Origin of the sequence: Kordia jejudonensis, from assembly GCF_001005315.1 — a bacterium.
Classification (GTDB): domain Bacteria; phylum Bacteroidota; class Bacteroidia; order Flavobacteriales; family Flavobacteriaceae; genus Kordia; species Kordia jejudonensis.
The window spans coordinates 1-19,669 of the sequence record NZ_LBMG01000070.1 but is presented as its reverse complement, the minus strand read 5'-3'; the positions used below and the strand labels follow the sequence as shown (position 1 = coordinate 19,669).

16 protein-coding genes are annotated in these 19,669 nt (G+C 34.0%); 7 read left to right on the top strand and 9 right to left on the bottom strand.

The features are described from left to right. Positions 1–275 precede the first annotated feature (275 nt). Positions 276–992, top strand: a complete 717-nt coding sequence (locus AA089_RS21645; protein ID WP_082113428.1) for an ABC transporter ATP-binding protein — start codon at positions 276–278, stop codon at positions 990–992. A gap of 6 nt (positions 993–998) precedes the next feature. Here the strand turns inward: AA089_RS21645 and AA089_RS21640 are convergent, their stop codons facing one another. Together AA089_RS21640 and AA089_RS21635 are read right to left on the bottom strand one after the other, a co-directional pair. After that, positions 999–1,652 (bottom strand): hypothetical protein, encoded by a 654-nt coding sequence (locus AA089_RS21640; RefSeq protein WP_156169210.1) that lies wholly within the window; start codon positions 1,650–1,652, stop codon positions 999–1,001. Positions 1,653–3,021: 1,369 nt separating this feature from the next. Next, complete coding sequence (locus tag AA089_RS21635; RefSeq protein ID WP_046759105.1) at positions 3,022–3,222, bottom strand: hypothetical protein; 201 nt, start codon at positions 3,220–3,222, stop codon at positions 3,022–3,024. Positions 3,223–3,646: 424 nt separating this feature from the next. On the opposite strand from AA089_RS21635, the gene AA089_RS21630 reads away from it, so the two are divergent. The 3 genes from AA089_RS21630 to rmuC all read left to right on the top strand — a co-directional run bounded on the left by AA089_RS21630 (position 3,647) and on the right by rmuC (position 5,977). After that, positions 3,647–4,147 carry a GNAT family N-acetyltransferase gene (locus AA089_RS21630; protein WP_046759110.1) on the top strand — a complete coding sequence of 167 codons (501 nt, stop codon included), beginning with the start codon at positions 3,647–3,649 and terminating at the stop codon, positions 4,145–4,147. Between the two features lie 33 nt (positions 4,148–4,180). Continuing rightward, entirely contained in the window at positions 4,181–4,465 is a 285-nt protein-coding gene (locus AA089_RS25065; RefSeq protein ID WP_156169207.1) for a hypothetical protein, read from the top strand. A 90-nt stretch (positions 4,466–4,555) separates the two neighbouring features. Next, entirely contained in the window at positions 4,556–5,977 is a 1,422-nt protein-coding gene (gene rmuC / locus AA089_RS21625) for a DNA recombination protein RmuC (protein WP_046759104.1), read from the top strand. 337 nt (positions 5,978–6,314) lie between these two features. On the opposite strand, the gene AA089_RS21615 is transcribed toward rmuC, so the two are convergent. Continuing rightward, entirely contained in the window at positions 6,315–6,890 is a 576-nt protein-coding gene (locus AA089_RS21615; RefSeq protein ID WP_046759102.1) for a hypothetical protein, read from the bottom strand. 377 nt (positions 6,891–7,267) lie between these two features. Between AA089_RS21615 and AA089_RS25060 the strand changes: the two genes are divergently transcribed. Then, positions 7,268–7,441, top strand: a complete 174-nt coding sequence (locus tag AA089_RS25060) for a hypothetical protein (protein ID WP_156169205.1) — start codon at positions 7,268–7,270, stop codon at positions 7,439–7,441. A gap of 108 nt (positions 7,442–7,549) precedes the next feature. On the opposite strand, the gene AA089_RS21610 is transcribed toward AA089_RS25060, so the two are convergent. Together AA089_RS21610 and AA089_RS21605 are read right to left on the bottom strand one after the other, a co-directional pair. Next, positions 7,550–8,557, bottom strand: a complete 1,008-nt coding sequence (locus AA089_RS21610; protein WP_046759101.1) for a hypothetical protein — start codon at positions 8,555–8,557, stop codon at positions 7,550–7,552. Continuing rightward, complete coding sequence (locus tag AA089_RS21605; protein WP_053002624.1) at positions 8,550–10,706, bottom strand: VIT and vWA domain-containing protein; 2,157 nt, start codon at positions 10,704–10,706, stop codon at positions 8,550–8,552. Before AA089_RS21605 ends, AA089_RS21610 begins: the two co-directional genes overlap by 8 nt. 174 nt (positions 10,707–10,880) lie before the next feature. Here AA089_RS21605 and AA089_RS21600 point away from each other — a divergent pair, with 174 nt between their 5' ends. Further along, positions 10,881–11,438 (top strand): acyl-CoA thioesterase, encoded by a 558-nt coding sequence (locus AA089_RS21600; RefSeq protein WP_046759100.1) that lies wholly within the window; start codon positions 10,881–10,883, stop codon positions 11,436–11,438. Positions 11,439–12,255: 817 nt separating this feature from the next. Here AA089_RS21600 and AA089_RS21595 read toward each other — a convergent pair. Together AA089_RS21595 and AA089_RS21590 are read right to left on the bottom strand one after the other, a co-directional pair. Then, entirely contained in the window at positions 12,256–14,793 is a 2,538-nt protein-coding gene (locus AA089_RS21595) for a ligand-binding sensor domain-containing protein (RefSeq protein ID WP_156169202.1), read from the bottom strand. 302 nt (positions 14,794–15,095) lie between these two features. Continuing rightward, positions 15,096–15,425 (bottom strand): T9SS type A sorting domain-containing protein, encoded by a 330-nt coding sequence (locus AA089_RS21590; protein WP_046759098.1) that lies wholly within the window; start codon positions 15,423–15,425, stop codon positions 15,096–15,098. 207 nt (positions 15,426–15,632) lie between these two features. On the opposite strand from AA089_RS21590, the gene AA089_RS23945 reads away from it, so the two are divergent. Next, complete coding sequence (locus AA089_RS23945; RefSeq protein WP_053002623.1) at positions 15,633–16,919, top strand: lipase family protein; 1,287 nt, start codon at positions 15,633–15,635, stop codon at positions 16,917–16,919. 102 nt (positions 16,920–17,021) lie between these two features. On the opposite strand, the gene AA089_RS21580 is transcribed toward AA089_RS23945, so the two are convergent. Then, positions 17,022–18,473 carry a sigma 54-interacting transcriptional regulator gene (locus AA089_RS21580; protein WP_046759097.1) on the bottom strand — a complete coding sequence of 484 codons (1,452 nt, stop codon included), beginning with the start codon at positions 18,471–18,473 and terminating at the stop codon, positions 17,022–17,024. Between the two features lie 110 nt (positions 18,474–18,583). Next, positions 18,584–19,669: vWA domain-containing protein (locus AA089_RS25255; protein WP_046759096.1), on the bottom strand; the 1,086-nt coding region annotated here is incomplete at its 5' end.

Sequence of the window (19,669 nt, the reverse complement as noted above, 5' to 3'; positions counted from 1 at the left end):
CAACGAATTACTTAACCTTTACAATTTCGAGTGATTTTCGAAGAAAATTGTATCGAGAAACATTTGAAACGTGAAGTAGCTCTCAATACAATTTTCTCGATTCAGCGCCGAAATTAACCGAACGGACGATTTCATAGTATAGATTCTAGCTAACAAAAATTTAAAAATGTACTTTAGCATTCCTAAAATAATTATTTATTAAAGCAATAAAAACATATCCAGTTTTACAAGCTTCTAAACTTTCTATTGGTTACGAAGAGAAAGCAACGACAAAAGTGATTGCAGAAGCGATTAATTTTCAAATTTCTAAAGGAAAATTAGTCGCATTAGTAGGTGCTAACGGAATTGGAAAATCTACGCTGTTGCGAACATTGGCAAAGATTCAACAACCACTTTCGGGAGAAATTATATTGCAAAATAAGTCGCTTCACACCTATTCTAGTCACGAATTGGCAAAAGAGATCAGTTTGGTTTTAACGGAACAATTGCCTTCTAAAAATTTAACCGTTCTTGAATTGATCGCGCTTGGACGCCAACCGTATACCAATTGGATTGGAAATTTGTCTAAAAATGATCATGCTATTGTTGAAAGTGCTTTGGATAAAACCAACTTACACGAATTGAAGCACAGAAAATGCTATACATTGAGTGACGGACAGTTGCAAAAAGTAATGATTGCACGCGCTTTAGCACAAGATACGTCTATGGTAATCTTAGACGAACCTACTACACATTTAGATATGTATCACAAAGCGTATGTGTTGAATTTACTTAAAAAGTTGGCACACGACACACAAAAAACCATGCTATTTTCTACACATGAAATCGATTTGGCTATTCAATTATGTGATGAAATGATTGTGATGCATGACGGTAACGTTTTTTCAGGAACGCCGTGCGAATTGATTGAAAAAGGTGTTTTTGAAGCCTTGTTCCCTAATGATTTAATTACTTTTGACGCAACTTCGGGAAGCTTTAAAGTAAAAAATTGAATTCTTTTATTCTTCTGAATTCCAGTATGCTACTAATTCTTTTTCTGAAAATATTTTCTTTACAGATTTCCCAAAATAAGAATCGTTGGCATTATTTGTTTCAATAGATTCTTCAAATGGAGAGTTTAAATGATAATACCAATCTCTAGGAATTACAATTTGATTTGCAGGAATAGTTTCAATATCACCTATTATAGTCACAGAATCAATCACCACGATTTTCATACGCTCCAACATTCTTTTACGTTTATTTTCTTGATATTCAGCTAAATAACTATTTTCAAGTGCCGTAGAGTCTCTAGCAATCATTTGTTCGTAAACAGGATTATTATCTAAAAATGAGTTTCCATACCGTTGCATCATAATATAATATGGCTTCCCAGTAACATTAAGTAGCGCTCCTTCATCTGTCATGACACGTGTAATATTGACTATAGTATCAACGATAACAGTATTTTTATAGGTCGATTTTATACTGTTTTCTCCATATTTATACGAAACTTCTACCAATCTGTTAGGTGCTAAAGTGTAGGTTTCATCATTGATTTCTACCACTAAAGTATCATCAAGTTGATTGTGTATTTTCGTTTCCGTGCCATAAGAACAAGAAATTAGAGTATAAGCTATAAGAAGGTATAGACACAAGTGAAATGATTTCATAAGTGAAGTAATTATTATAAGGAATCGATTTTGTTATGATCAAATATACTATTTCTTTTCAAACTAACTGATAAAGAAAAAGCGCCTTATAAAAAGATAAAGCGCTTTATAAAAACTAACCAACCAAATGTAATACGACTCGCTGTGCTCAAGTAACCAACTCTTTGCGTGGTCATCATCGTAATACACATTATGTAAGACAACTTCCGTGCCAATTTGTTACATGTTTTCTTAAAAAAAATCGTACAGTTGTTAAATTATATTTAAAGAATTGTGAAAATGTGCGTCTTTAGGCTTTTGAAGTTGAGTAAAAACATGTAAGAAGCTTTCTAAAAAGTATAATAAAGCGTCATTCTGAAGTCAATTCAAAATCTCATTACACTGATTTTCAATGATGATGAGACACCTAATCAAGTTCGGTTTGACGAAAATTGATCCCGCTTTTCAGCAGGATTAGTTCAACTTACAACTTCATGCGCGCCTTTCTGGCTTCTACAAATCACTAAAAATATATAGATCCCGCTTTTCAGCAGGATTAGTTCAACTAGCAACTTCATGTGCGCCTTTCAGGCTTCTATAAATAACTAAAACATATAGATCCCGCTTTTCAGCGGGATTAGTTCAACTAACAACTTCATGTGCGCCTTTCAGGCTTCTTATAAATCAATTAAACATATAGATCCCGCTTTTCAGCGGGATTAGTTCAACTAACAACTTCATGTGCGCCTTTCAGGCTTCTTATAAATCAATTAAACATATAGATCCCGCTTTTCAGCGGGATTAGTTCAACTAACAACTTCATGTGCGCCTTTCAGGCTTCTTATAAATCAATTAAACATATAGATCCCGCTTTTCAGCAGGATTAGTTCAACTAACAACTTCATGTGCGCCTTTCAGGCTTCTTATAAATCAATTAAACATATAGATCCCGCTTTTCAGCAGGATTAGTTCAACTAACAACTTCATGTGCGCCTTTCAGGCTTCTTATAAATCAATTAAACATATAGATCCCGCTTTTCAGCAGGATTAGTTCAACTAGCAACTTCATGCGCGCCTTTCAGGCTTCATCAAGTTGAGTTTCACTAACAAAAAAACACTTCACGAGTGTGAAGTGTTCTTTTACTAAACTAACCAACCAAAAATTGTACTGTAACTCTCTATACGCAAGTAACCAGCTCTTTGTACGGTCATCATTACAATACGATTATTATAATTCAACTTCCGTGCCAAAATGATATTTAAACTATTAAAATTTAGCTAAAATCATTTTTTTTCAGCGCAATTTTTTATCTCTGATTGGTAATAGCAAATACTTCGTCAAAAAACAGCAATACTATCTTGTGAGTTCTGACGAAATACCTTCGCATGTTTACATATCACAAACAACACAAGAGTTGTAATTGCACGTTGGTCTAATTGTTACAGGTTCACATCGTTCGCTTGGCGGACATGTTTCTGTTCTACATTCCGTATTTACCCATGTTTTTAATCCTCCTTTTACTTCTCCAATTTGAAGGTTAGAAATTGATTTCTTGTTGAGTGTTAATGATGTAAGGTTTTGTTTTTTCATAATTTAAATTGTTTTAGTTAACTATTTAAAAGTAAGTTGATCCAAAAAGAAATGATCTAATTTTTAAACCTTTGTGATTAATTACCAGCAAAATAGTGATGAGTAAAATATGAAGTGTGACAAACTGGTTCATTTTTGTGACTAATTTTTTATTGGTTTCAAACAAAATTGTACTAGGAAAGAAACTCTGACGTATAGTAAATGCTATACAAACAAAAAAACGCTTCACAAGTGTGAAACGTTTTTTTAAAACTAACCAACCAAAATGTAATGCGACTCTCTTTACTTCGAGTAACCAGCTCTGTGTAATGTCCTCACCGCGTTACATTGAACTATAAAACAAGTACCGTGCCAAAATAGTTTTACAAGTGTTTTTTCTTTGCGATTTAAATCGATATTTTTAGCAAATCAAATTGTACATTTTGTGAAAACAATACTAGAAACCAACCGTTTACGCTTACGCGAATTTGTAAGTGAAGACAGTGAGTTTATTATGCAGCTCGTCAATACACCTTTATGGATTCAATTTATTGGTGATCGTAATATAAAAACACTTGGTGTCGCTGAAGAGTATATTCAGGAAAACTTGCGTGTAGGCTACTCGAAAAATGGTTTTGGATTGTGGTGTATGGAACTTAAAACCTCATCAACTCCAATAGGAATGTGTGGTTTGGTAAAGAGAAAATCCTTAGAAAATGTTGATATCGGTTTTGCTTTATTACCCGATTATGAACGACAAGGATACACATTTGAAGCCGCAAAAGCAACAATGAAGTATGCCAAAGATAGACTAAAGATTAAAAAAATAGTTGCCATTACTGATCCTAAAAATGTAGCTTCTATCGGATTATTAAATAAAATTGGCTTACGGTTTGAAAAAGAATTGCAATTGTCCGAAGGCGATACGGTTTTATTATTTTCGTAACGCATATCTAATTTAATAAACAACATAACACACATGAATAGTAAGTTAAAAAAAGGACTATTTGCAGGCTTAACCATATATGGAATTGGCTTTTTAATTTCGTTTCTATATTATATATATGTTCCGCAACAAGATCATATGCCCGCTATTTACATGTTGGTTTTAATTGGTCTATTTTACTTGTCCTGCATACTTTTATTTCTCAACATATTTCTTTTACTATTTAAAAAAATACGAGTACTCGCTATCGGAATTATCATTACAAATATTATTTACATTTTAATGTGCCTGATATACTTATATTTTAAGCCGAATTGATTAGAAGAATGTTGAAAAATTACAATTCATTTTCTTTTTCCATAAAAGGACAATCAAACCAAAATACTATCTTTACACAAAATCTACTTCATGTCAGAAATCGTTATTTATATTATACTTATTGTGGTGTTTTTAGCTATCGGTATTTTCTTAGGAATGTACATCGGAAACCTCAAAACAAAAGCTCAACAAGAAGGTTTACACGAACGTAATCATCAATTAACACTACAATTAGAAGATGTTAAACTACTTACAGATGCGGAAAATCAACGACAGCAAGAATCCTTTGTAGAACAATTGAAATCGCTGAGAGAAAGTTTGGTAAAAACTGAACAGGATCGTGAAGAAATTCGTAAAGAGAAGGATTTTTTAAATATAGAATTGGCGCGAAAAAATGCGGAATTTGAAAATTTACACCAAAAATTTAAAGAACGTGACGAGTCAATGAAAGTGCAACAAGAACAGTTGCGCAAAGACTTTGAATTGTTAGCGAATAAAATTCTCGAAGAAAAATCGTCCAAATTTACAGAGCAAAACAAAGAGAATATTAAAAATATTTTGACGCCACTTCAAGAGAAAATTCAACATTTTGAAAAGAAAGTGGAAGACAGTCAAAAAGAAAATATAAGCATTCATTCTGCGCTCAAAGAAAAACTTTCCGAACTCAGCAAAGCCAATTTACAAATTAGTCAAGAAGCAATTAATTTGACAAAAGCCTTGAAAGGAGATAGCAAAATGCAAGGAAATTGGGGCGAATTGGTCTTAGAACGCGTACTTGAAAAAAGTGGTTTGGAAAAAGATCGTGAATATGTGGTACAACAAAATTTTTCGCGTGAAGACGGTTCGCGTGCATTGCCTGATGTGATTATCAATTTGCCAAATAATAAAAAAATGGTGATTGATGCGAAAGTTTCACTAACTGCTTACGAACGTTATGTAAATAGTGAAGATGAAGAAAAAGAAATGCATTTAAAAGAACATTTAATTTCTATAAAACGTCACGTAGATCAACTTTCTGCAAAGAAATATGAAGATTTATACGAAATGGAAAGCCCAGATTTTGTCTTGCTTTTTGTTCCGATTGAACCTGCGTTTGCCATAGCAATCAATTCTGATAATAGCTTATACAATAAAGCATTTGAGCAAAATATAGTCATTGTAACACCTACAACATTGTTAGCTACATTGCGTACGATTGATACGATGTGGAATAATGAAAAACAACAGCGAAATGCTATTGAAATTGCACGACAAGCTGGTGCGCTGTACGATAAATTTGAAGGTTTCATGACAGACCTTATCGGAATTGGCAAAAAGATTGACGCCACAAAATCGGATTATTCCTCAGCAATGAATAAGCTCTTTGAAGGTCGTGGAAATATTATTAAAAGCATTGAGAAGATTAAGAAAATGGGCGCTAAAGCTAAAAAATCACTTCCTGATGCAATTCTTAAACGTGCCGAAAATGATCCAGAACTCAATCAGGATGAAGAACCGAGAAGGTTGTTGTAGTAAGTGTTGGGTAATTGGCTTTTGAAAATTAGTCAGATTAGTTATAATTAGTTGATAGAAGGAAACATCTGTCATTCCGCACTTGATGCAGAATCCACTCATAGACTACCATAGATTCCTGCCTTCGCAGGAATGACAAGACATTTAGAACGAAAGCGAAGCGACCCAAAAGCGAAGCGAGCCAAAAGCGAAGCGAGCCAAAAGCGAAGCGACCCAAAAAGATTCCCGCCTTCGCGAGAACAGGCCCAAAAGCGAAGCGAGCAAAAAAAAACACCTTATCTGCGAGTTTGATAAGGTGTTTTTGTGACGCTGCCATTCATTTGGTAACGCTTTCATATTATACTTGACTTACGATAATTGAAACCGCATTTCCTAAGTCTAAATCATTGTTTACTTGTACTTTTTCAAGGATTTGTAATAGTTTTTCATCTTTTTTCCATGCGCCATCAACTAGCTTTTGTACATCGTACATTGCGCCGTTTGTTGCGAATTTGATTTTTAATCCTTTGTAATCAGAGTCATATTTCTCCATTACAGAAGCATAGTTTTCTTGGAACCAAAGTTCAGCCTTTTTTGCTTCTTGAGCTAAAACTTCTGGTGTTCTTGCTCGTTTCTTTTCTGCTTCAATTGATTTTGCTAATGCTATTTTTAATTCTTCTTCAGCTTGAACTAAACTATCATTTAATCGCTGTTCCGCTTGCGCTTCCATTAATTTTATTTCATCCATTGCTTGCGCTATTGCAATGCATTCTTCCAATGCTTTTGCTTCAAATTCGCTAGTTGTTTGTGTTTCAACAGGAATTGTTATTGCAACTTCTTCTTGTGGTACTTGTGCTTTTTCGTTTGTTGAAAAATTGCATGCTGTGAATGCCAATGCTACTAATCCTAATACTGTAAATGTTGTTCGTTTCATAATTATTGTTTTTAAGTGTTATGTTTTATTTATAGTTCAAATATGCAACGAAACGCTGGTACAATTTGGATAGCTTTAGTATTCGTAAAGAGTTATCTAGAATTCGTAATAAAAACTGCAGTTTGATAGTATGTTCAAAGGTTTTCCATGTGAATGTAATAAGTTTCAGATCGTATTTCGTATGCCTTTCTCCTAAAGTATGTATTGATAATTATTCTTTTTAAAATCTAGTTTCGCTATTCATAAATCATTATCAATCAGCTGGTTTTCAATATACTTACATGTGCTTTTATTTTATAAAACGAAGGTACGACTAGTTGCTTTTGCCTTTTTTCAGTTTTAATTTTGTTCATTATTCATCTTAAAAGAATTTAATTATGAAAAAAAGAAATCTTAAGGTATTAACGCTGAACAAAAAAGCCATTTCAAATTTTAATTTACACACAATAACTGGAGCTGCTCCAAATACGATGACGTATTGCAATTGTCAAGAGCCAGATCAAGGACCTATTACTATTGAAACACGTTGCAACACTATGTGGTGTATCTAATCCACAGAATTCTGTGTAGAAATTATAAGAAGCTGTCTGAAAAGTGTAAATAAGCGTCATTGACGAAAATTTAGCTTTTTAGACAGCTTCTCCTTTTGACTTGTATTTTTATATTTTAGTATAGTTATTAGTAGTAATTACTATAGGCAAGTATTCTTTCATATTTGATTTCATGATGGGTTGCATCACGCATAAAACAGTCGTTTTCCCTTTGATGAATAGTGTATTTCCTCGCACTTTTGTCAACCATCTAAATTTTTCTATCGGAATGTCAAATTTGGTAATGACGCTTAATAGACTTTCATCTTCCGAAATCCAATGGATGATTTCTTGCGTGTTATTGAAATCTGGAATATCACTTTTATCTTCAAATTCAAACTCCCACTCCACTGGAATGTTGAAACGATAGGTATACAACTCACCTGACAATTGCTCCGTTCTAGTTTTTAACACCGTTTCCCAATCGGTTTGTACGTTTGGATAATTCTGTTTGAATTCTTTCGCCAAAGCTCTCGGACCTGGCGAATTTGCCGTTGGATAGTATCCGTAATAGGTTTTTGCCAAATAATGTCCTGTATATTTTCCGCCAAATACATTGAAATATGCAGAAGCGTAAATTTCGACAGCTGCATTTTGTGTAATTGCTTTTTTTAAGCTTGCCAATAAAGTTTTATTTTTCCCCAATCCGCAAGAATGAAATATGATTTTTGTCCGTTTTGGAATGATTTCAGATGCTAACGGAATAATTTCTTTATGCTGTAACGCTTCTTGTAAGCTTGCAACAGTGATACGTTCGCCACTGTTTGAAGTCTTCATTGATAAACCGCGCCAAGGATTGCTATGACTTACAATATGAATATCGCCATAAGATGTTGCATCATAATGTAAACGCAACCAATCAAGAATTTCTACAAACGTTTTTGCCTCTTCAATTACTTGATAGTTTCCATTGCTAAAATATTGTTTCGCGTTGGTGTAATAGGTGTTGTCGCCTTCGTCAAATCCTGCAATGAAAACGATTGGTTGCACATTACTTGAAAAGTTTCCTTCTGCGTCAGTTCTCGCGAAAGCGGAAACAGAACAACATAGCACTAGAATGAAATATAGTTTATACATCTTGTGAATTTTTAATCGTGATGGTTACTTTTTTGCCAAAATCGTATGCTTCGTATATGTCAATCAAGTTGATTCGTTCTAGCAATACTTCGTTTGTAATCCAACTTCCGTTGATTAGGATTTCAACTTTTACAATTGTTCCATCTTTGGTGACTTGAACACGAATTCCATCATATTTTTTCAAGTATTTTTTAATGATTTTTGCATAGTTTGCTGTAAACCATTTTGTAGCTGCTGCATTTTCCTCAACCGTTTTAGTTGATTTCTTTTTACGTTTTACGAATGTTTTTCCTTTTATAGTTGCTGCTGCTCCAACGGCACTATTACTGACATTTTTAGGCATTGGCAACGGTTGTTGTATCGTTTTTCTGCGTCCGTTTGCATTGACAACTTCATGATCAACCGCAACAAAAGACGTGTGTTGTGTTACGAGATTGTACTGCAAACCCAAATCGATTACTTGTTGTTTGGTATTGTTGCCAAAATGCTTTCGGTAATCGTCCAAACGTTCTATTTTTTTACGTGCCCACAAGTAACGCAATGCTTTGTTGTCTTTGCTCAACATGCCATTCGCGACGCTAAATTCTTTTTTAAAAATTCCAGTGCCTTGTTGTCCTGTGATGATTAATTTTCCATTGAGATCGCCTTTGTATTTTCCGAATACTAATATGGGACGCGAAGCAAATACATCTGGAATGCTACTTGGTGTAATGTCATATGCTTCAAAACCTTCCGCTTTGATTCGGATTTGAGTCAATAATGGCGATTTGATATAGTTTCTGAATTTCTCTGCAACTTCGTCGGCTTTGTTCATTTCTGTCACAATAAACGATTCGCTACTGCTTACTTTTGCCATGCCTTCCAATAGAAATCTATTCACGCTAGAACCAATTCCGAATGTAAATACATTTGCGTGTCCTAAGTTTTTTTCTATAAGATCGAAGGCTTTTCGTTCTACACTTACATAACCGTCAGTAATGACCACCATTGATCGTGCGCTGCTATTATTCATTCTTGGCAGTGCATACGCAGTTTCAAGCGCATGTAGCAAACGTGTTCCGCCGCCACCACGAATGTTGGTCAAGAAGTTGAGTCCTTTTTCAATGTTTTCTTTTGTACATGCCATCGGTTTTGGCGCTAATATTTTGGATCCGCCAGCAAAGAATAGAATGTTGTAATGATCGGTTTCTGGAAGATTGATGAGTAAGTTTCGTAATAATTTCTTGGAAACTTGCATCGGATAGCCATTCATAGAACCTGAAACGTCTACAACAAAAAGGTACTCTTTTGCCGTTGGTTTTACAGTTTCAGAAGCTTTTGGCGGCTCCATCATATAGGCAAAAAACTTTTCATCTTCGTGTTCGTAGAGCAATAATCCTGTTTGAATTTCTTTGCCTCGCATTCCGTAATTTAGGATGAAATCGCGGTTAGAAGGATTTTTGTTTTCGTTTGTCAACGAGATTTCGGCAATTCGTGTGTTTGGATAGTGAACTTTTATGTTGTGTGTATTTGATGAAACATCCGCAATTGGAATTCCTGAGTTGATCTGAACATTGAAATCGTACGCGAATGTATCTGCAACACCGTTTTTGGTATATGGTTGATTGAAAACTGTTTCGCCAGAAGTGTTTTCGCCTGTAAATCGTGGTCCGACAACATTTGGAAATACAAATTCATATTTTCCAGCCAATGGAACCAATAATTCTGTATAGTAAATGTCTATGGTAACAGTATCGTTTTGTACAATATTTCCAACGTTCATTTGAAATACATTTGGACGATGCTGATCTAGTTTTGCTGCGCGTTTTCCTGCTTTTAATGCTTGATCGTACACACGTTGTGCTTGTTGTTTTTCAAAGATTTTTGCATTGATGGTACGATCGCCAATCGTCATTTGCATGTTGTGAACAGCCGCTTGTGTTGATAGTGGAAATACATATTTGGCTTCTATAGGAACGTTTCCGGTGTTTTGATAGGTTTGCGTGATTTGGACATGCGCAATGTTTCCTGAAATTTTTACGTCAACTATTGTCGATTTTAGCGGAATGACTGCATTTGATGTTAAGACTTCTAAATAAGGACTTTGCGTTTTTTGTGCAAAACTAACGCTGGAAATCAACGCGATAAGGAAGATGCAAATATATTTCATAGTGTTGGAATTTTAATGGTGTTTGTTCTTGATGATTCAAATATGCTATGAAATTGTGGGAGATTTTGTCTCGTTCTAGAATTCGTTATAGATGATCTAGAATTCGTTTTTCAACGAGATTTATCTCACGGAAGTGAACTTATTTCAGTATTTTTAGAGACCAAACTTATTATTATGTCCTTAAATTATAAATCTGCCGAAAAATCCCGCGTTGTTATTTCAGAATTGATGTTGCCATCTCATTCCAATTTTAGCGGGAAAATTCACGGTGGTTATATTTTATCATTATTAGATCAGATTGCCTTTGCCTGCGCGTCAAAACACTCAAGAGCATATTGCGTAACGGCTTCCGTAGATACGGTAGATTTTTTGAATCCGATAGAAGTGGGCGAATTGGTTACGATGCGTGCTTCGATTAATTATGTTGGACGAACGTCGATGGTTGTCGGCATTCGCGTAGAAGCGGAGAATATTCAGACTGGCGCTGTGAAGCATTGTAATTCTTCATATTTTACGATGGTAGCGCGTGATGATGAAGGAAAAGGAATTGAAGTTGATGGGCTTATTTTAGAGAATACAACCGAGATTAAACGTTTTTTGAAGGCTTTGAAACGAATTGAGATGAAACGTAAACGACGTGATGAGTTTGATCGTGATGATTTTGTTCCTGCTGATTATTTGTCTGATTTAGAGAAATATAAGGTAAAGGTTACGTGTACGGATACGTTGTAGGTGGTGGTTGGTTGTTAGTTGCTTGTTGCTTGTTGCTGGTAAAAAGAACTATTTTCTAATTTAAAATTCAACATGTAGCATTCAACATTTAACTTCGTTAGTTGTTAGTTGTTAGTTGTTAGTTGTTAGTTGTTAGTTGTTAGTTGTTAGTTGTTAGTTGTTAGTTGTTAGTTGTTAGTTGTTAGTTGTTAGTTGTTAGTTGTTAGTTGTTAGTTGTTAGTTGTTAGTTGTTAGTTGTTAGTTGTTAGTTGTTAGTTGTTAGTTGTTAGTTGTTAGTTGTTAGTTGTTAGTTGTTAGTTGTTAGTTGTTAGTTGTTAGTTGTTAGTTGTTAGTTGTTAGTTGTTAGTTGTTAGTTGTTAGTTGTTAGTTGTTAGTTGTTAGTTGTTAGTTGTTAGTTGTTAGTTGTTAGTTGTTAGTTGTTAGTTGTTAGTTGTTAGTTGTTAGTTGTTAGTTGTTAGTTGTTAGTTGTTAGTTGTTAGTTGTTAGTTGTTAGTTGTTAGTTGTTAGTTGTTAGTTGTTAGTTGTTAGTTGTTAGTTGTTAGTTGTTAGTTGTTAGTTGTTAGTTGTTAGTTGTTAGTTGTTAGTTGTTAGTTGTTAGTTGTTAGTTGTTAGTTGTTAGTTGTTAGTTGTTAGTTGAAATTTACTTTTTTACATTTAAAATTCAGCATTCAACATTTATAATTTCAAAATTCGTTATTCGTTATTCGAAAACACTTTTACATTTGATATTTTACATTTTTAATTTGTTATTTGTTTATTCGTTTTTTGTGGAGTTAAAATTTCTCAATTCTCAATACTAACCTCTCAATACTATCTGTCAAAACTGAATTTTTTCCAATTCACTTAGGTACGTTTCTCCAACAGGAATTTTTTGCTCTTTGATGACAACCCAATTTTTCCCTTTGCTTGATACTTGATCAATTCGGATGATGTAGGAACGATGAATTCTAAGATATTCTAAGGTATCAGGAGTTGTGTTGATGAATTCGCCTATTTTACAGCGAATGGTATACGTGCGTTTTTCCGTGGTAATATCTAAGTAGTTTCCTTGCGATTTTACATATAGAATTTCATGGGTTGGAATTTTAAAGTCTTCTCCATTTGATCGGAATTGTAGAAATTTTTCTTTTCGTTTTAGTCGTTTTATCGCCAATCGGATCAATTCTCTAATGATGTCTTTGTTGTAAGTCAACACACGAATTTTGAAGAATAGATAAACAATTCCCGCGAAGATGAGCGTACAGATTCCATAAAACCACCATGTGTTCCAAAATGGAGGCATAATTTTAAATTTGTAAGACCGTGTTTTGTCATTTTCAACATGTAAGACACTTGCTTTTACTTGAAAGGTATAGTTTCCAGGCGATAAAGATGGAAAGCGAATGTTTCTATTTTTGGTAGAAATCCAATTGGCATCTACTTCTTTGAGTCGGTAGATGTAATTGATTTTATTGGTGTTTTTTTGTGATATGGCTTGAAGGGAAAAGCTAATGTCATTTTGATCGTATGGAAGTTTTATGTCGTCTTCATTGATAGTTTTTGCATTTACTTTTACTTGTTGAATGTTTAGTGAAAGTATTTTTGAACTGTTTTTTTCCGTTAGAATATCTTTTTTGAAGTAACACAATCCCTGTTTTGTGGCAACCCAAACTGTATCGTTTATGATTTCTAAGTCGGTTATATCATTACTTGGCAAACCATCATCTTTAGTAATGTTGGTAATACTAAATGTTTGGTCAGGTTTGAACGAAATTCTGTTTAAACCAGCATTAGTACAAGCCCAAACTATATTATCATTTTCTATATATACTTCGTTTACAAGATTACTTGTGAGTCCGTTATTTTCATCAATTGCAAAGGTATGATCGCCATATACAACTATTCCTTCTCCATGCGTAGCAATATATGCTGTATTTCTTTGTCTATTAATATCGATGTCGTCTATTCGATTTAGTAAAAAAGGAAATGCTGTTTCTTTTGTGATAAGACTATCTTTTTTGATGAATAAACCATTGGAAGTTCCGATTAAAATACTATTTCTGTACACACAAACATCCTGTAGCTTTTCATTAATTTCAAACTCCTGCAATGAATCATTTTTGATATATATTATTTTATTAGTGTGCATTTTGAGTATCGGATTTGCTACGTTTTCAGGTATTTTTCGAACAAAACCTTCATATTTTCGATTGGGCAACATCAGATTGGTAAATGTACGATCCTTGAAACTGTAGAGATGATTATGTACAGTATCATACTCCACAATGGTTTTGTGTGTATTCTGTGCTTTGTAAATGGTGTCTATTTCATTTTGATGAATTTTAAAAATGTTTCCATTATTTAAGCCTGCATACAGTATTCCTTTAGTATCCTTTGTAAGCGAATGAATGTAATCTGTAGTGAGTATATTTATTTCTGGATTTTTTAAATAGAAAACTCCATGATGCAACGTACTAAACCAATAACTACCTTCAGCATCAATAAATAAATTTGTAATCGATTTTTTAGGTAAAAATTTTTTAAAAACCTTTCCCGACACATCCATAACTTCTGAGCCATTATTGTAAAATCCAACGAAAAAATAGGTGTCATCTATAGGTTTGATTCCTATCGTTGCACGTTTCAACTTTAAGACTTTTTTTGTATGCTTTTTAGAAAAAACATAGAGTTTATTAGTGTTTATTGCAATAATTTGCTCTTCGTTTAACATGGCAAATTTTATCCGTGAGCTAGACGTATCAATTTCAGTTAGGTTTAAAAATTTTTCAGAAGATTTATACGATATATCCCGTATAAAGCAAATATTTTTATCTCGATGTAACGTGATATGACGCTTTATATTTGCTGTGTTTTTTTGATACTTATCGAAGTAGTTTGTTATTTTTCCATCTTTAGTTACTTCGATGAATCCTTGAAAATAATAGCCTCCGAGATACAGTGAATTATTTTCATCTACTGCTAGACTTTTTACAATACATTCTGTTTTAAGAAATGGCTTTAGCGTGTCATTATATTGATATTCCTTGAATCCATCAAAATTTTCATTGAAGTAGAATAGCTTTTTGGATTCATATCCAAAACACCAAATTTGTCCATTTTTTTGAGGAAAGAAATCTAAAACTATATTATCTGGCAAGCCATCGGCAGTGGTAAAATTTTTAAATTCATATCCATTATATCTGGACAATCCTTTGTCGGTAGCAAACCACATGTATCCTTGTTTATCTTGATAAATGTCATATACTTGCGAACTTGGCAAGCCATCATCTACACTAAAATGCTTGTATGTATATTCCTGAGCTTGACTGAAATTGAGCCCAAAAAATAAGAAGATTAACAATTGGTAATGTTTCAATGTGTAGCTTTTACACAAAAATACTATTATTTAAAATATAATGAAATTAGCACAATTCTGTTCGTCACTATTATGATGGTGTTCGTCACAAATCCTTTTATTTAGTGCGTTTAGAGCAGTTTTTTTTAAATTCTCGTAGCTTATATAACTTTTTCGGAAGTAGAGAAAAGTGATGAACAAAAAGCCCTTTGTGTTGTATCAGTTAAAGAATTCAACTAAAAAGAAAATATGTATAAAACTTTTAATGCAAAGTTTCAACTGTTTAATTTATGAATAATAAAAAGGTGTATTAAAAAGAAGAATTACTTTTTCACAAATCGCTTCGTGATCGATTTTTTATCTGTAATCACTTTTACTAGATAAATTCCAGATTTCCATGAAGTAATATCAATCGCATTGTGCAATGCTGTCAGTTTTCCTGTATAAATTTTTCTTCCAAGTAAATTATATACTTCCACAGAAGCATTTTTCTTCTCTGTAAGTCTAATGTTTAATTCGTTAACACCTGGATTTGGTAAAATATTAAAAACTGTTTCTTGGGTAGAAGCTAAAGGGAGACTGCTATTGTTTTGAGCAAACATAGCCGTTCCAAAGGAAAATAATAAAATTGTTACAAGTATTTTTAGCTTCACGCTGTACAATATTTGGGTTCTATACTCACAAAAGTAATAATTATTTACAAATATGAACTTTTTTTAACACTAACATAAACAAATTTATGGTTTTATCAGTAGAAACACCTGTTTCTGTTTTCGCGTGTAAGTCTTCTATCAAAGAATTAAGGAAAAGAGTTACTTTGTTTACAGAATACTTAATAACACATAGAAAAAGAAAAATTTATGAATCCAACCGAAAAACTCTTACAACAGATATATAGCTTATCCTTTTCAGTCAATTCAGCATCAAACTTATCTTGGAATCAAACCGATTGCAAAAGTGGTATGGTGGAAATGCAAGCGTATGTAAAAGAAGTTGCCGCAGCAGTACTTACGAAAACCGCTTCAATTATTGGAAATTGGAAAGCTATTTGGGGACCAATTGTATATGCAAATGATCCTACCTCAACATCTGTTCATGCTGATAATACCATGGGTATGTACTACAATGAAGATGAAAATGTAATGGTAATTGCCATAGCTGGAACAAATGTAAATTCGCCTTTTGGCTGGTTGGTTGAAGATTTTTCAGTGCATACAACCATAGCTTGGGAAACTGTAACTGGCGTACCAAGTTCAGGAAATATTTCAAACGGAACACACGTTGGCCTGTCTATTTTACGAGATATGCAAAATAGTAAGGAAGAAACCGTTATTACTGCTTTAAAAAATTTCTTAGTAGACAATCCTTCACGAACAGGCATGCAAGTTGCTGTTGCAGGACATAGTTTGGGTGGCGCTTTGTCTCCTACACTTGCACTGTTTCTTTCTGACACAAAATCACAATGGGATCCAACTAATATGACGTCTATTGGTGCGTTTCCTACTGCTGGACCAACTCCTGGCGATGAAGCTTTTGCTTCGTATTATGAAAAACAAATTGCCGCAGATAAAATTTACTATTTAAGTCAACATAATGCTATTGATGTGGTACCACATGCTTGGCAAAAGGAAGATATCGAAAAGATTCCTACGATTTATGAAGATTATATCAAACAACCAAGTGATGCAAATCCTGCTGAAACTATCACAGGAACGTTGGCAAGTGCGGCAGTATTAAATGCGTTGGCTACAAAAAATATTATCGGTGTTCCCGTAAATAGATACCAACAAATAAGTCCGTCCACAACACTTAACGGAACTTTTGATACCGAAATTGACGATACAATTTCTAAAAAATTAAAATATATTGAATTGGTACTACCATTAGCTTTAGGAAAATACGCAGTGTATTTACGAAATTTGGCACGTTTTGCCGCACAAGCAGCCGTACAACACACAAGCGAATATCATAAATTACTTGATATAATTCCTTTTATGGCAGAATACAAAACCATCTTACATACACACAAACCAAAAAATCAAATAGTTTTAGAAGACTATGAATATGCTGTAAAGGAAATTGCAAAAATTGATTTACAAAAAGTGGATGAAGCCGCATTAGCAATAGCAAAAGAAAATGCCAACTAACTACAAATACAATAACTATTTTTTATTATTTCTTAACAGAAAAATGTTTCCACAGAATCGTATGATTTTATGGAAACATTTTCTATTTACATCTTTTATCAATTATAAAAAGTGCTTTCCAAAACCGATAGAATCAAAAGTAAACGCTGTACTATTTTCAGATTTATCTAGTTTATTATTGATTGTTAATGCCCAAAGAATCAATTCCATACAAAATGTTTGATCTTCTTTGCTGTAATCGGAAGCATATTCGTTTATGATTGCTTTTAGAGGCGTAACCGAATTTAAACTTGCGTAAAATTCTTCATCAGAAGCTGTATAATTTAGTTCGATGAAATTATCTTCAAACCAATCCACTACATCTGTATAGGTTGTTTTTACACCTTCTTTTTCAAGTTTTGGTACACGTGGAAAGATGTCTTCAAACTGTGTCATTACGGCATCGTCAATCAATATTTTAGCAACCTCATCAGCACCTTCTTGTTCGCCTTCATACACCAATTCTATTTTTCCAGTAATGGAAGGAACAATCGACATGAAATCGACCAAACGAACTGTTGTTTTTTCATCGCCTGTTTCTATCAATCGCAATTTGGCTGCGGCCATTAGGTTTTCCATCGCACTAATCGTCAAACGCGCACTTACGCCACTTTTCGCATCAACATATTCACTATTTCGTGCTGCAAAAGCTACTTCTTCTAATAAATCTTTTGCCAAAGCAGGTACTTGAATTGCAGATTTGTCTGTAGAAGAAACCTTAGCTTCTTGTTCCGTAATTTGTCGCGCTAGCTTGATCGTTTTTGGATAGTGTGTAAAAATCTGCGAACCAATTCTGTCTTTCAACGGCGTTACAATGCTTCCTCTATTCGTATAATCTTCTGGATTTGCTGTGAATACAAATTGAATATCTAACGGCATTCTGAGTTGAAAACCACGAATTTGTACATCGCCTTCTTGCAATATATTGAATAACGACACTTGAATTCTAGCTTGTAAATCTGGCAATTCGTTAATTACAAATATGGAGCGATTTGCACGCGGAATCATTCCGTAATGCAATACACGTTCATCTGAATATGGTAATTTCAACGTTGCTGCTTTTATTGGGTCAATGTCTCCTATTAAATCAGACACATTTACATCTGGCGTTGCCAATTTTTCAAAGAAACGTTCCGAACGATGTACCCAAGCAATTGGTGTTTCATCTCCGTGTTCGGCAATTAGGTCTCTTGCAAATTTAGAAATTGGTTGAAACGGACTGTCGTTGATTTCCGAACCTTTTACAATTGGCATGTATTCGTCTAACAAATCGACCATGCTACGTGCGATACGCGTTTTTGCTTGTCCGCGCAATCCTAATAGATTGATGTGATGTCCTGCTAAAATTGCTTTTTTCAATTGTGGAATTACGGTATCTTCATACCCTAATAAACCTTCAAAAATTGGTTCATTGGCTTTGATACGCGCAATTAAATTTGCTTGTAATTCTTCACTAATCGTTTTATCTGTATATCCTGAATTTTTTAATTCTTTGAATGTGATTTCTTTTTGCATGTTTTTTATTAATTTGAAACGTCATTCTGAACTTGATTCAGAATCTCATCATCGTTGTCACAAAGTATATGTGAAACTGAATCAAGTTCAGTTTGACGCTACGCTATTCTTTATCGTATTCTTTTTTTTCTATTTTTTTCGTAATCTTCAAATATCATTTGTCCCAAACCAGACAAACCTGTAAGAAATGCTTTTCCCCTATTTTGTTCGGTAAAAATCTCTACAAAACGTCGTAAATGTGGATCTTGAGCAATCATAAAGGTTGTGATTGGAATTTTTAGTTTTCGCGCTTGTGCAGCTTTGGTAAGGCATTTGGAAACGATCCGTTCGTCCAATCCGAAACTGTTTTTGTAAAATTCGCCATTTGGCAAAGTTAAACAACTTGGTTTTCCGTCGGTAATCATAAAAATTTGCTTGTTGGTGTTTCGCTTTCGGCGAAGAATGTCCATTGCCAATTCTAATCCAGCAACGGTATTTGTATGATACGGTCCAACTTTTAAATACGGTAAGTCTTTAATTTTTATGGGCCATGCTTCATTTCCAAATACAATGACATCAATGGAATCTTTTGGGTATTTTCGATGAATTAATTCTACCAACGCCATGGCAACTTTTTTTGCTGGCGTGATGCGATCTTCTCCGTAGAGAATCATAGAGTGACTGATGTCAATCATCAAGACCGTACTCATTTGCGCTTTGTGTTTGGTTTCTTCTACAATAAGATCATTTTCGGTGATGCGTAAATCGCCAATTCCGTTATTAACTTGTGCATTTTTGATACTTTCCGTCATGTTGATCATTGCCAAATCGTCGCCAAATTGATACGCGCGATGTTCGCCATTGTGCTCATCGCCTTTTCCGAGCTTGGATGTTGTATGATTTCCCAAACCGCTTTTTTTCAGCTTCCCAAATATTTGATCCAACGCATAGGCGCGCAATGCAGATTCGAGCTTGGCCGTCAATACATTTTTGCCTTTTCCGCTTCCGTTGCCTGTGTTTCCTTTTTCGGGATCAATTTCTTCTTTGATGTAGCCACGCTTTTTTAGATCGTCTTCAAAGTCTTGCAATGTGTATTCGTCTGTGAAGATATTGTATTCTCTGTCTAATGTATCGAGCCAATCAAACGCTTCTTCAATATCGCCTGACGTATGTGTGAGAATGTCTTTAAAAATATCGAACACACGTTCAAAATGCGA